The 12,666-nt window shown below is 59.0% G+C and carries 16 protein-coding genes; 10 read left to right on the forward strand and 6 right to left on the reverse strand.

The annotated features are described in order from the left end of the window. The first annotated feature begins 168 nt into the window (after window positions 1-168). On the forward strand, window positions 169-891 hold the full coding sequence (gene visN / locus LH464_RS09125) for a transcriptional regulator VisN (RefSeq protein ID WP_226786057.1): 723 nt from the start codon (window positions 169-171) through the stop codon (window positions 889-891). Between the two features lie 14 nt (window positions 892-905). Further along, window positions 906-1,655, forward strand: a complete 750-nt coding sequence (gene visR, locus LH464_RS09130; protein WP_226786058.1) for a transcriptional regulator VisR — start codon at window positions 906-908, stop codon at window positions 1,653-1,655. An 8-nt stretch (window positions 1,656-1,663) separates the two neighbouring features. Here the strand turns inward: visR and LH464_RS09135 are convergent, their stop codons facing one another. From LH464_RS09135 to motA, 6 genes are all read right to left on the reverse strand, one after another. Then, window positions 1,664-2,107, reverse strand: a complete 444-nt coding sequence (locus LH464_RS09135; protein WP_226786059.1) for a hypothetical protein — start codon at window positions 2,105-2,107, stop codon at window positions 1,664-1,666. 5 nt (window positions 2,108-2,112) lie between these two features. Beyond that, complete coding sequence (gene flhB / locus LH464_RS09140; protein WP_226786060.1) at window positions 2,113-3,192, reverse strand: flagellar biosynthesis protein FlhB; 1,080 nt, start codon at window positions 3,190-3,192, stop codon at window positions 2,113-2,115. 173 nt (window positions 3,193-3,365) lie between these two features. Next, window positions 3,366-4,412: a flagellar motor switch protein FliG gene (gene fliG / locus LH464_RS09145; protein WP_226786061.1), complete on the reverse strand. Its 1,047-nt coding sequence runs from the start codon at window positions 4,410-4,412 to the stop codon at window positions 3,366-3,368. Window positions 4,413-4,439: 27 nt separating this feature from the next. Beyond that, window positions 4,440-5,048 (reverse strand): flagellar motor switch protein FliN, encoded by a 609-nt coding sequence (gene fliN, locus LH464_RS09150; protein WP_226786062.1) that lies wholly within the window; start codon window positions 5,046-5,048, stop codon window positions 4,440-4,442. A 69-nt stretch (window positions 5,049-5,117) separates the two neighbouring features. Continuing rightward, window positions 5,118-6,071, reverse strand: a complete 954-nt coding sequence (locus LH464_RS09155; RefSeq protein WP_390624957.1) for a FliM/FliN family flagellar motor switch protein — start codon at window positions 6,069-6,071, stop codon at window positions 5,118-5,120. Then, the gene (gene motA / locus LH464_RS09160; RefSeq protein WP_226786064.1) at window positions 6,071-6,943 is read right to left on the reverse strand and encodes a flagellar motor stator protein MotA; all 873 of its coding nucleotides are present in this window, start codon (window positions 6,941-6,943) and stop codon (window positions 6,071-6,073) included. The genes LH464_RS09155 and motA overlap by 1 nt, the downstream gene beginning before the upstream one ends. A 205-nt stretch (window positions 6,944-7,148) precedes the next feature. On the opposite strand from motA, the gene LH464_RS09165 reads away from it, so the two are divergent. Genes LH464_RS09165 through flgG form a run of 8 tightly spaced genes read left to right on the forward strand, consistent with a single transcriptional unit; the run spans window position 7,149 to window position 12,652 of the window. After that, window positions 7,149-7,925, forward strand: a complete 777-nt coding sequence (locus LH464_RS09165; RefSeq protein ID WP_226786065.1) for a DUF1217 domain-containing protein — start codon at window positions 7,149-7,151, stop codon at window positions 7,923-7,925. Between the two features lies 1 nt (window position 7,926). Beyond that, the gene (flgF, locus tag LH464_RS09170) at window positions 7,927-8,661 is read left to right on the forward strand and encodes a flagellar basal-body rod protein FlgF (RefSeq protein ID WP_226786066.1); all 735 of its coding nucleotides are present in this window, start codon (window positions 7,927-7,929) and stop codon (window positions 8,659-8,661) included. Window positions 8,662-8,675: 14 nt separating this feature from the next. Continuing rightward, on the forward strand, window positions 8,676-10,079 hold the full coding sequence (gene fliI / locus LH464_RS09175; RefSeq protein WP_226786067.1) for a flagellar protein export ATPase FliI: 1,404 nt from the start codon (window positions 8,676-8,678) through the stop codon (window positions 10,077-10,079). Window position 10,080: 1 nt separating this feature from the next. Beyond that, a complete protein-coding gene (locus LH464_RS09180; protein WP_226786068.1) occupies window positions 10,081-10,653 on the forward strand; it encodes a flagellar protein in 573 nt (190 codons plus the stop codon). A gap of 52 nt (window positions 10,654-10,705) precedes the next feature. Then, window positions 10,706-11,092, forward strand: coding sequence for a flagellar basal body rod protein FlgB (gene flgB / locus LH464_RS09185; protein ID WP_226786069.1), 387 nt, complete (start codon window positions 10,706-10,708; stop codon window positions 11,090-11,092). A 7-nt stretch (window positions 11,093-11,099) separates the two neighbouring features. Then, window positions 11,100-11,519 carry a flagellar basal body rod protein FlgC gene (gene flgC, locus LH464_RS09190; protein ID WP_226786070.1) on the forward strand — a complete coding sequence of 140 codons (420 nt, stop codon included), beginning with the start codon at window positions 11,100-11,102 and terminating at the stop codon, window positions 11,517-11,519. Then, entirely contained in the window at window positions 11,516-11,845 is a 330-nt protein-coding gene (locus LH464_RS09195; protein ID WP_226786071.1) for a flagellar hook-basal body complex protein FliE, read from the forward strand. The genes flgC and LH464_RS09195 overlap by 4 nt, the downstream gene beginning before the upstream one ends. Window positions 11,846-11,863: 18 nt before the next feature. After that, window positions 11,864-12,652, forward strand: a complete 789-nt coding sequence (flgG, locus tag LH464_RS09200) for a flagellar basal-body rod protein FlgG (RefSeq protein WP_226786072.1) — start codon at window positions 11,864-11,866, stop codon at window positions 12,650-12,652. Window positions 12,653-12,666 lie beyond the last annotated feature (14 nt).

The following is a 12,666-nucleotide window of genomic DNA, read 5'->3' on the forward strand; positions in this document are numbered from 1 at the left end:
TCCTGCGTTGCGCTGGAACCATAGCATTTCATTCTCCGTCTCCTAGAATGACTGTGATTCGTCGCACGGGACTGGGGGCAGAAACCTGAACGACCACGAGCCTTTAGGTCGAGGTATTTGCAGGCTATGTCTTGTGCAGGGTAGGGGTGCGGAATGGAGTTCTCGGGAATGAAAGCGGCGTTGGACTCATCCCAGGTGGATGGAGAGGTCTCTCGCGCGGCTGTATCCCGCGAGCAGCTGGTCCGCAAACTTGCCCTGGCAGCAAGCGCCCACAACATTCCCGCGGCACTGCATCTGCTGGCAACCTATGCCGACGCCTCGCGTTTTCTCATGGCGCGTTGCGATCTTATCCAGGAGCAGGGTCTGGATTTTATCGTCTCCTCCGACTGGCCGTTCGATCTCGTCAGGCATATGGAGACCGAGCTTGCTGCCAGCTATGCACGGTCGAACGAGCTTGAGAAATGTCTCTCACTTCTGATGCCGACGTTCTCTGTCCTGCCCGACAACGTTCTGGTTCCCGAGGGGATCAGCCGGCAATATTGTTCGCTCAGCCTTAGCATCGGCCGGACCCGGTATTCACTGCAGCTGCTGTTTCGTGAAGGCACGATCCTCTCGCAGGAGCGCCTGCGGGAAGTCGGATTGCTGGCCGGATATGCTGCGAGCTTCAAGGATAGCACCGAGCCGAAGCTGGAACGGGATTTCGAGCTTACGGACCGCGAACTCGAATGCCTTTTCTGGATCGCGGAAGGTAAAACGAGCGATGAAATAGCCACGATCCTCGGGATCTCGCGAAACACCATCAATAACTATATCACCAGCGTCATGCGCAAGACGGGAACAAAGACCCGCTCGGAAGCGATAGCCTACGCTGTTCGCAACAATCTGGTCTAGGGAATGCCCGAATAATGGCCTATCCACCGCGTAGCCATTCCTCAGGACCAGCCGCTTCGGAGTATTTTCCACGTCTTCAGCGGGCTTCGAGCCGAGCCGACATCTTTCCCAAGCTCATTGCGATGCAGAAGAAGTTGAGAGCCCGTAATTTTGCGATCTTTCGCGTCACCGGAGCTGGATCGCCCGGAAAACGGAAGCTGATCTGCGAAATGGAGAACTGGGGGCAGGAGAACGCTGACCAGATTGCGATGATCATCACCGGCTATGGTGAACTGATGCTCGATCATATCGAGACGTCGCTTCTGCCGCTGGCGTGGAGCGGTAACGATCATATGAGTTTCGTGGAAGCGTTCGAATTCGGGCCGCTGATCAAGAAGCTGCCTTCGGACATAACCCCGTTTTCCGCACTGGCGTTCCCGGTTCGCCTGGGTGCCATGGGCAATGGGTTCGTCGTCTTCGCCGCCGGTTCGCTAAGCTTGACCAGCGACCTGATCGTCGAACACCATGTGCGCAGCTGCAACATCATGACGGATCTTCTCGCGCTCGACGAGCGCCGAACGCTGCCTGCTGAAACTCTGAGCGAACGCGAGATCGCGTGCCTGCAACTGGCAGGTGACGGTCGAATAAGCGAGGAAATCGCCGATAACCTGGGGCTCTCGGTTCACACCGTCAACGCCTATCTCGGTTCTGCAACCACGAAGCTGGACGCCGTGAACCGGATACAGGCAATAGCCAAGGCGATTCGCCTTGGCTACATCCATTGAGAGCTGGCCTAGCTGGCCAGAGCCATCGGCGGGTAGGTCTTGACGAAACGAGCGTCGCGCAAGCTGGTTTGCAGGAAGGCGGTGTTCTCCTGCGGATCCTCAGATGGATCGTGGAACGCGATGTGATCGATCTCGATTCCTGCCTGGGTATCGGCCAGCGTTAGCCGTGCGTAGACGGATACGCCTCTTGGCTTGATCTCAAGGTCAAGGATGACCTTTGGAGCACCGCTCCATTCCAGTGTGTACTCGCCGCCGGCGCCAAAGTTGACAGTGCCCGGGTGGAAATAGAGTTCGGCTGCCGATGACACAAGATCGGCAAGATTGCCGTAGCACTCCATACGCAGCAAAGAGATCAGGTCACCGGCGTCCAATAACCTTAGTTCCGTCGCTACCGGGCTGATGGCCTCGGCCAGGATCTTCTCGCGTTCCATAGAATGGTCGGATTTTTTCATGACGCTCAGTGTGCCCGTTGGTTGAGCGACCGGGACGCGTAGACCCGGTGCACAAGTTCCGCCACTGCCTTGTAGAAGGCTGGCGGGATAACACTATCAACCGAGACTTGCGCAAACATGGAGCGGGCGAGGGGCGGATCCTCGAAGACGGGTATGCCGTTGGCTTCAGCCACCTCTCGAATTTTCAACGCGATCAGGTCCTGCCCCTTCGCGACGATCACCGGCGCATCGCCTTCCTCGCGAACATAACGCAAGGCAATCGCGTAGTGAGTGGGGTTCGCGATCACAAGCGTGGCGCGCGGAACGCTGTCGATCATGCGCCGACGGGCGCGGTCACGCGCCAGAGAACGCTGTCTGGACTTGACCAGCGGATCGCCCTGAGCCTGCTTGTATTCGTCCTTGATCTCCTGCTTGGTCATCCGCAGCTCGCTGAACCAGTGATGGCGGGACCAGGCCACATCCACCGCGGCCAGAAGCGCGGTCGCGAGGAGGATGACGACGACCATCTTTCTCACGATGGTGTCGAGCTTGACGAGAATCACTTGCGGATCAGAGAACATCGCATCGAGCGTGCCGAAAAATTCGCCGCGCAAGGAGAAATACATGATGATCGAAACGATCAGGATCTTGAAGAAGGACTTCGCGAACTCGACCATGCCCGGCAGGCTGTAGATCCGCTTGAAACCCTTCATGGGCGAAATGCGGGATGCCTGCGGACGGATACGCTCGAGCACCATTGAGGGCATGTTCTGGGCAAGCGAGGAGCCAAGACCGAAGATAATGAAGAGCAGCATGACGGGCGCAAGGAAGGCGGTAACGGCCCAAGCCAGGTGCACGCCGAGCGAAACCACGTCCGGCCCGTTCTCAAGGCGCCACTGATCGGGCTGCGAAAAGAGGTCCTTCAGCGTTTCGGTGATGTTCCCGACGCCGGAAGGCATGAAGAAAATCAGGAATAGGTAGAAACCAAGCGCCGAAGCGAAGATGGGCACCTCGCGGGAAAACGGCACATTGCCCTTGGCAGCCGCATCGGTCAGCTTTTTGGCTGTTGGGTCTTCTGTTTTGCTGTCTTTATCTTCGTCTGACAAGCGTCATCCCCGAGCGAATCGGCCAAGCTGAAGCAGCAGGCTACAACATGCGCCTCCAGGGGAATAACCGAGCCGACAAAAAGACTGTGGGCTACTGATCAATCCCGCTGCGCGTTGAAACAAAAAAAGGCGGAGCTCGACGCTCCGCCTTTGATAACTCCGGCGAGGCGACGTTATGCCGCCTGCGCACCATTCTCTTCCGCCGGCGGTTCCTTGAGGAGGATTTGGCCGGAATTGGAAAGGCGGATAGCTTCCTGCGCCACGGCCCGGCGAGCGATCGCGATCTCCCGCGGGTTGAGCGAAGCACTTGGAACGACAAGGTCGGATTCGATCATGCGACGCTGGCGAGGGCTGATTGCCGAAAGTACGCACTCCTTGATCTCCGCGGTGGCGCCGCGAAGCGCCGTCGTGAGGATATCGGCGGCGACATCGTTGAGCAGCAGGACGCGGCTGCGTTGCGGCATGGAAAGGAGATCTTCGAACAGGAAGATCTTCGGGCGAACCTTGTTGACCGATTCCCTGCTGATGGTTTCGAGCGACGTGAGCAACGTATCGACCTGTGGCTTGTCGAGTTCGTTCATCAGGTCGGCGACCTTCGCGGAGCCGTTCGAATTCCGCTCGGCATCGATAGCGGCGATCAGGTTGACCACACGGTTCTCGATGATCTGCGCGGCCTTGGGGCTGACGTCCTTCATGTTGACGGTACGGTTCATGATGTCCGCGCGCCGGCTCTCCGGCAACTGCAACAGGACCTTGGCACCGAACGAGGAGGGCAGCATCGAGAGGATGTAGGCCATCGTCTGCGGGTGTTCGCGCGAAAGGAACGTCCCGATGAAACCGGGATCGGCGTCCTGCAAACGGTCCCAGATGGAAGCTTCGAAGGCTTGGAACGCCGTACGGCGGCCCAGCAGACCATCGACTTCCTCGGGTGTGAGGCCTTCTTCGAGAATGGCCTCGATTGCGGCTGCGTTGTCCATTAGACCTGTTCCTTCCGTGAACAGGTCCTCGAACTCGCCGACGAGCAGAAGCAGCTCATCCGGAGGAATGGCTCGCAGCCGCTGGGCGGAGGCGATGATCGTCTGCAGTTCGTTCTGCGTGAAGTATTTGAGAAGTTTGCCGGCAACGCCCTTGCCCATGGCCAAGAGAACTGCTGCCGCCTTTTCGGATTGGTTCAACGGTCTTTCGCTAATCGCGCCACCGAAGTCGTCAAAGTCCATCATGGTCTTTCCCTCCGTCCCAAACCGGGATCAGGCTCTTCTCGTGCCCAGCACTTCCGTTACTTTAACGCCGAACCGGGTATCGTCATTTTCCAGCACGGTGATCTCGCCTTTGCCGATCCGCCGTCCGTTCACCATGATCTCGACCGGTTCGCCGATCTTCCTGTCGAGAGCGATCGTTGCGCCCTCTTCGAGGTTCATCAGGCCTGAGACCTGCATCCGGCTCGATCCGAGGACGATCTCGACGTCGATCGGAATGTCCATGATGAGGTCGATATTGGACGTCAGCGCGCTGCCAGGTTCTTGAATGCCGGCCGAAAAGGAAGCCTCGCCGAAGCTCGCTTCAGCGAAGCTGGAGCCGCCGAAGCTGGATCCGCCCAGGTCGGACCCGCCAAAATCGGAGCCGCCGAAGTCTGAACTTCCCATCTCACCGAGATCGGAGCCGAATTCGCCGCCGAAAGCTGGTGCGTCCAGTGCCGTGAGATCGCCGCCAACATTTCCGAAATCGGCGTCAAAGCCCGGAACACCGGTGCTGTCGGCCTTCAGCACGCCGCGCAGATCATCAATCGCCTGATCGAGCTCGCCACCGGCAGGCATCAGGGCATCATCTTCGGTCACAGGTGTTTTCTTCGTAGCCATGCGATCATTATTCCCGTTGAAACTTGCGTCAACCTGCCCAGGGACGGGCTATGCCAAATACCGTTATCTCTAGCCCATCAGGTGGTTGAGGATTTCGTCTTCCGTACTGATGTTGTCTTTCACGCGAACCGTGTAGCGCTCGCCGGAGCGGCCGAGTTCGCACGAATACATGTCTTTGCCGTTGGCGCTGACCTGCACGGATACGTCCTGCGCTTCCTGGAAGGCGATCACGTCCCCTGCCGCGAGGCGCGAGATCGTGCCGAGTGTCAGTGTCTGCAGGCGCACACGGGCCTCCAGCGTTACCTGAGAGCGCTTCACCTGTTCGGTGATCCGCTCCTGCCACTCCTCCTTGCTTTTGGAGGATTGGCCTTTGGCCTTGGGGGCCACCACGTGGGTCTTCAGGAAGGCATGCTGCGGTATGACGAGCGCGAGTTCGGAGCTGACCTTGCCGAATTCGATACTCATGCGAACCGTGACGCCGAACTCGACAGGTGCGGCAGGGTCGGAATGGGGACGGTCCTCGGCATTGTGCGGCCGCTCGAGCAGGGCTTCGAAGCCGCCCGTTGCGTTCACACCCGAGCGCAGCACATCGCCCATCTTGCCGATCACCATCTGGGCGAGGTCGAGCTCGATATCGGAGAGCGGGCGGTCGAACGGCTGCTCAATCGTCTCCGGCAAGGCGCCAAGCATGCGTTCCATCAGTGCGATGACGATGCTGTTGCCACAGGCGAGAACGAAGTTCGGGGACCAGTTGCGCAAGGAGCCGTCCGCCAGGACGAATGCGTCGCCAAGGTCGGCAACGAGATCGTTCATTCGCCCCGACGTGCAGCCCGTATAGGCAACCTCGATCGGAATTCCCGTTTCGCTGTCGAAAACATCCGGCAGGAAGTCGGCGTAGAGACGCCCGAACTCGCTGCTGATTTTCTCGATCGTTTTTCTATCGCCAAGTCCACCCGTCAGCTTTGCGAGAAGCGCGTGATCCATCGGAACCGGGGAGTTTGGTTTGGCTTCAGTCGTCGTCATCATGCCGCTTTCTGATCGCCGCCCGGGTTCATCATTTCCTGCTCGACTGCGTCGATCGATGGGCGTTCGTGGTTGGAGATTGTCTTGCGGCCATATTCCAGGGCAACCTGGGGAACGGAGCCGTTCATATAGGCAAGCAATGTCTGCTTCACGATGATGAAGAGCCGGTGCTGTTTCGTCCGCACGATTTTGACCTGAGCCGCGATCGGGCTGACGATCGAATAGGACAGGATGATGCCGAGCATGGTGCCAACGAGTGCGGCGCCGATCAGTCCGCCGAGAATTTCAGGGGACTCATTGATGGCGCCCATAGCCTTGATGACCCCGAGAACTGCCGCAACGATACCGATCGCAGGGAAGCTGTCGCCCATGGACACAAGCGAATGATACGGCTTCATCTTGTCGTGCAGGAGCGTGTCGAGTTCCTCGTCCATCAGCGCCTCGATCTCATGCGAGCGTGCATTGCCGATGATGATCAGTCGGACATAGTCACAGATGAACGTTGTCAGTTCCCTGTTCTTCAGGAGGTTCGGAGCCATCTTGAAAATCGATGATTCGTCCGGATTGTCGATGTGTGCCTCGATCTCGTTGCGAGACTTGGTGCGAAGGTCACGCATAAGAGCGTAAAGGACGCCTAGCACGTCGAGATAGTTGCGCTCGGTCGGAACCGAATGCTTGAAGGCTTCCGCGAGCGCCTTGCCCGAATCCTTCACCACTTTCATGGGATTGGCCACGATGAAGGCACCGATGCCTGCGCCGCCGATGATCAACACTTCGAACGGCTGGTACAGAACATCGAGATGTCCACCCATAGCCATGTAGCCGCCGACAATGCTGCCGAATGTGATCACCAATCCGATTAGAATATTCATCCGCCTACCTACACCGAACGTTGAGCTTCTTCGACGGAAGTACGGCCTCTGGCTTGCGTGAAGCTGGTTGGCCAGGGCCAGGTTGCAATGTCGGGTGCGAGAGGGGGTTACAGCTTCGCGCAAGTCTTCGCGCATAGTCCTTGCTCAGAATCGGGCGGCGGCCTGTCGAAAAACGGACCTGCGCACAGGTGACCGGGGAGCGGATATGATCACGACTTATACCAGCTACACTCAAATTAGCCGTAACCTCCCGAGCTCCCTCGCACGTGTTGCCGAGAAGCCCGATGTGGCGCGTGAAACGGAATACTACCTGGCGAATGTCGGGAAGATTAAGTCGGTCGACGACTTCATGGCCGACAGCCGGATTTACAACTACGCCCTCAAGGCTCATGGCCTCGAAGACATGGCATACGCCAAGGCCTTCATCCGGAAGGTGCTGACCGAGGGCATCGCAAGCTCGGATGCGTTTGCGCGCAATCTCTCCGACAATCGCTATTCCGCACTTGCAGAAACGTTTAACTTCGAAGCGTTCGGCGCCGCGACCACGTCTTTTGACAAGGCGCAGAAGGTTGTTGTCCAAAAGTTTGAAAGACAGACCCTCGAGGAAGAGGTCGGCGCGGAGAACCCTGGGGTCCGGCTCGCGCTCTACTTCGAGCGCATGGCTCCCTCGATCAAATCCGGCATGGAAGTCCTTGCCGACGATGCCCTTGCCGAGGTGGTGCGAACCGTCCTGCAGCTGCCTGATGAAATAGCGGCGCTTGATATTGACCGCCAGGCGGCATTCATCGCCGAATCCATCAACATCGAGGATTTTCAGGATCCGGCCAAGGTATCCAAGTTCCTTGAGCGGTTTTCAGCGCTTTGGGAAGTGGAGAACTCCACGCACACCGATAGCACCCTGTCTCTGTTCTCGCCGTCGAGCCAGGGTATTTCCACCGATCTCCTTATATCCATCAATACTCTGAAACTCGGAGGCAAATGATATGCAGTCCGGACTTTACGTCGGCATCTCTTCCCAGATCGCGCTTGAGCGCCGCCTGAACACCATCGCCGACAATATGGCCAACATGAACACCGTCGGCTTTCGCGCCACCGAGGTGAAATTCGATGAGGTCCTCAGCAGCACGAAGAACGAGCTGAATGCCAAGGTGGCCTTCGTCACCCAAGGCAACGACTATCTATCGACCCGCCCGGGCCAAATGCAGCAGACGGGAAATTCGCTGGACTTCGCCATCAAGGGTGACGCCTGGTTTTCGATCGATACGCCGGCAGGCGACGTTCTGACGCGCGATGGGCGTTTCACGATGCAGGAAACGGGCGCGCTCGTTTCCCTGATGGGGTATCCGGTTCTGGATGCTGGCGGGGCTCCGATTCAGCTTAACCGCAATGGCGGCCCACCGGAGGTAGGCGCGGACGGGCGCATCACGCAGGACGGTGTGCCGGTGGCGACGTTGGGCCTCTTCACCGCGGATGTATCCGAAGGCTTCATCCGCGCCGACAACAGCGGCGTGATCACCGTCGATGTGCCGCAGCCAGTGGTCGACAACTTCCAGATTTCCGTTGTTCAGGGCTACATCGAAGGCTCGAATGTGAATGGCATCAGCGAGATGACCCAGCTCATTCAGGTCAATCGCGCATTCGAGGGAATTTCGTCCCTGATGCGCGATACCGAGGCCACATTCGGTGAAGCCATCAAGACTCTCGGCAGCGGCCGCTAAGGAATTGAATATCCATGTCTGAACAGGCGGCCATCCTGCAGGCGGTCACCGGCGGCAAGCTGGCCCAGCTCGCTGAAATCTCCAAGCGCTACTCTGATCCCGCCAAATCGGTGGCTCATGGTGGCCATGTTCGCACGATTGCGGCAGGCCATTATACGGTCGCCGGTCTCTCCAAGCATGTCAGGCTGGGCGAATTCGTTGCCCATCGCAGTGCGACAGGCATTCACCTGGGCGAGATCGTTCGGGTGGAGCCGGACGTGATCTATGTCTGCCCTATCGAGCCGGGCGAACCGATCGGAATTGGCGACATCGTGATCCGCAAAGGTGCATTTCGTGTTGCACCGGATGACAGCTGGTGTGGCCGAACCATCAATGCGCTCGGCGATCCCATCGATGGCAGAGGTCCCCTCGCCGACGGGAAGATCAGGCGCTCGATCTCCAACACGGCCCCGCCGTCAATGTTACGCAAGCGCGTGGAGACGGGCTTCAAGACCGGCGTGAAGGCCGTCGATCTCTTTTCGCCGCTGTGCCTTGGCCAACGTCTTGGCGTTTTTGCCGGCTCGGGCGTGGGGAAGTCGACGCTTCTGTCGATGCTGGCGCGCGCCGATGCCTTCGACAAGGTGGTGATCTCGCTCGTTGGTGAACGTGGTCGCGAAGTGCGCGAGTTCATCGAGGATACGCTTGGCGAGAACATGGCCAAGTCGATCGCCGTCGTGGCGACGAGCGATGAAAGCCCGATGCTGCGCAAGATGGCGCCGCTGGTGGCCGTTACGATCGCTGAGCACTTCCGCGACCAGGGAGAGAACGTCCTTTTCATCGTCGACAGCGTCACCCGGTTTGCCCACGCGATCCGTGAAGTGGCCGTGGCCTCCGGCGAGCCTCCCATTGCCCGTGGATACCCGGCTTCGGTCTTCACTGAACTGCCGCGGCTGCTTGAGCGGGCGGGGCCTGGCGTCGAGGGAACGGGAACGGTGACGGCGATCATATCCATCCTCGTCGATGGCGATAACCACAACGATCCCATCGCGGACTCCACCCGCGGCATCCTGGACGGTCACCTCGTGCTGGACCGAAGTCTCGCGGAAGAGGGCCGTTATCCGCCCATCAATCCGTTGGCCTCGATATCGCGCTTGGCGCGCAAGGCATGGACGCCGGATCAGGAAAAGCTCGTCTCGCGGCTGAAGGCGCTTATTCATCGTTACGAAGAGACGCGCGACCTTCGGCTTATCGGCGGTTACCGGCCGGGCAGTGACCCCGACCTCGACATGGCCGTCAAGCAGGTACCGGTGATCTACGAGGTGCTGAAACAGTCGCCCGGCGAGGCCCCGTCCGCCGATGCCTATGCGGATCTCGCAATTGCGCTTCGCAACGCTGCGGGTCAGGCACCAGCCGCCCCGATGAACAGACAAAGAGGATAGAATGACCGAAGCGGATCTCACGCACCCGGCGGAGCTTCAGAAAACCGAGCAGGTCAAGTCACTGCCCGGCGATCGGGTATTGACCGCAGTGGGCCTCCTCCTCGCAGGCGCAGCCGCCTGTTTCCCCTGGTACGTCTTCTTCAACGAAGACAAGTTCGGCATTCGCCCGGAGAGCTTCGACCATACGCGCGACCTGCCGCCGCGGCCGCCGCGCGACGTCATGAGCGTTTCCCCGCTGGCGATGGTCGACAACTCGAAGGATGAGGAAACTCCACTTCCTCTCGAACCGACAGACCTCATGACCACTGCAACCGTCTCGTCTCTTGGTGAGGAAAAACGCAATGGCAAGCCGCGGGAGCTCCAGGCCTTCCCCGGCAAGGAGAGCTTCCGGTTGCTGCACGTCGCCAACGGACGTGCCCTGATCGAGGATGGCTCGGGAATGTACATGGTCAGGGTGGGTTCGATCCTTCCCGACAACAGCAAGCTCGCGACCATCGAACAGCGTGACGGCAAGTGGGTCATCGTGACCTCGGCCGGCCAAATATATCAGGACGGAGCTTCGGCCCGTCCGTAAGTCCCACGCAAGATTACCTGGGTAGTCTCCAATATGAACGATGGAGAAGCTCATGCAACCGATTCAACTATTCGCGCTCGCATCCCGGCAGGCTGAATGGCTTTCGGTCCGCCAGGAAGTCGTGGCGACCAATATCGCCAACGCCAACACGCCTGAGTTTCGCGCCAAGGACATCACGCCGTTCCATTCGGTGCTGAACGAGACGCAGGCGAGTATGACGCGGACCCATCCTGGCCATCTGGCGGAAAGCCAGTACAGCCAGACTATCGGGGTCAACGAGAACGATCTGGACAACGAAATCGGCATTCAGGAGTCCGGCAATACCGTGGCTCTGGCGGACGAGCTTTCCAAGACCGGAGAGATCAAGCGCCAGTACGAACTGAGTGCCGGTCTGGTGAAGTCCTTTCACAGCATGATGCTGATGACAGTAAGAAGGTAAGAAGCAAATGGATCCGCTTTCAGCTGCCTCCAAGATTGCAGGCTCCGGGCTCGAGGCCCAGGCCACACGCCTGCGCATCGTTTCCGAAAACATCGCCAACGCGCGTTCGACAGGTGATACGCCTGGCGCCGATCCATATCGGCGCAAGACCATTACCTTCGGTTCCGAGCTTGACCGCGCCGCTGACGTCGAACTTGTGAGCGTCAAGAAGCTTGGCACGGACGCTTCGAGTTTCGTCGAAGAGTACGACCCAAACCACCCGGCCGCAGACGACCGCGGCATGGTGAAGATCCCGAACGTCAATCTGCTGATCGAAATGGCAGACATGCGGGAAGCTAACCGTACCTACGATGCAAACCTGCAGACTATCAAACAGACGCGCGAGCTCGTTGCCGCGACGATCGACCTTCTGAAGAGTGCACAATGATCGAGAACATCACCAGAGTTGGTTCCCTGTCGTCTACTCGGAGCCTTGCCGACATCACCGAGTCCTCGTCGACGATGCGTGGCGCGATGCCCTCCGGTGAGACCGCCGGCGTCAGTTTCGCAAGTGTGCTCGGCAACATGACGACCGACACCATGAACAGCCTGAAGGCCGCCGAAATGAAGTCCTTCGAGGGCATTCAGGGCAAGGCCGACACGCGAGAAGTGGTTGATGCCGTTCTGCAGGCCCAGCAGTCGCTGAACACCGCAATCGCGCTCCGCGACAAGGTCGTGAATGCCTATCTCGAAATCAGCAAGATGTCGATCTAACCGAGTGGAGACCCAGATATGAGAGCGCTAGCTATCGCAGCGACGGGCATGGATGCCCAGCAGACCAATCTTGAGGTCATCGCCAACAACATCGCCAACATCAACACGACGGGCTACAAGCGCGCGCGTGCCGAATTCTCTGATCTTCTCTACCAGACTGAACGAGCCCAGGGCGTGCCTAACCGTGCGAACCAGGCGATCGTGCCGGAAGGCGCCAACATCGGTCTTGGCGTGCAGACGGCGGCAGTCCGCAATATTCATACGCAGGGCCAGCTGACGCACACCGAAAACGGCCTCGACCTTTCGCTGGTCGGCCGCGGCTGGTTTCAGATCGAGGCACCGGACGGCACGACGATGTACACCCGCGCCGGCGCGTTCAACACCAACGCTGAAGGCCAGCTGGTGACGATCGACGGCTACACGGTCGTTCCAGGCGTCGTGTTCCCGCCCGATGTCAGTGAAACGGTCATCAGCCGGACCGGCCAGGTGAGCGTTCGTGTTGGCAATGCGACCGATTTCCAGGAAATCGGCCAGCTGACCATCGCGAATTTCGTCAACGAGGCAGGCCTGCAGCCGCTGGGCGACAATCTCTTCTCGGAAACGCCTGCGTCGGGTGAGCCTATCGTCGCCGTGCCGGAAGATCCGGGCTTCGGCTACATCAAGCAAGGCTACCTTGAAGGGTCCAACGTGGATGCCGTCAAAGAAATCACCGATCTGATCTCGGCGCAGCGCGCCTATGAGATGAATTCCAAGGTCATCACCACCGCGGATGAGATGGCCTCCATCGTCAGCAAGAACCTGAAGTAACCAGAAGGCAGGCA

The organism is Pseudorhizobium xiangyangii, from assembly GCF_020531965.1.
GTDB lineage: Bacteria > Pseudomonadota > Alphaproteobacteria > Rhizobiales > Rhizobiaceae > Neorhizobium > Neorhizobium xiangyangii.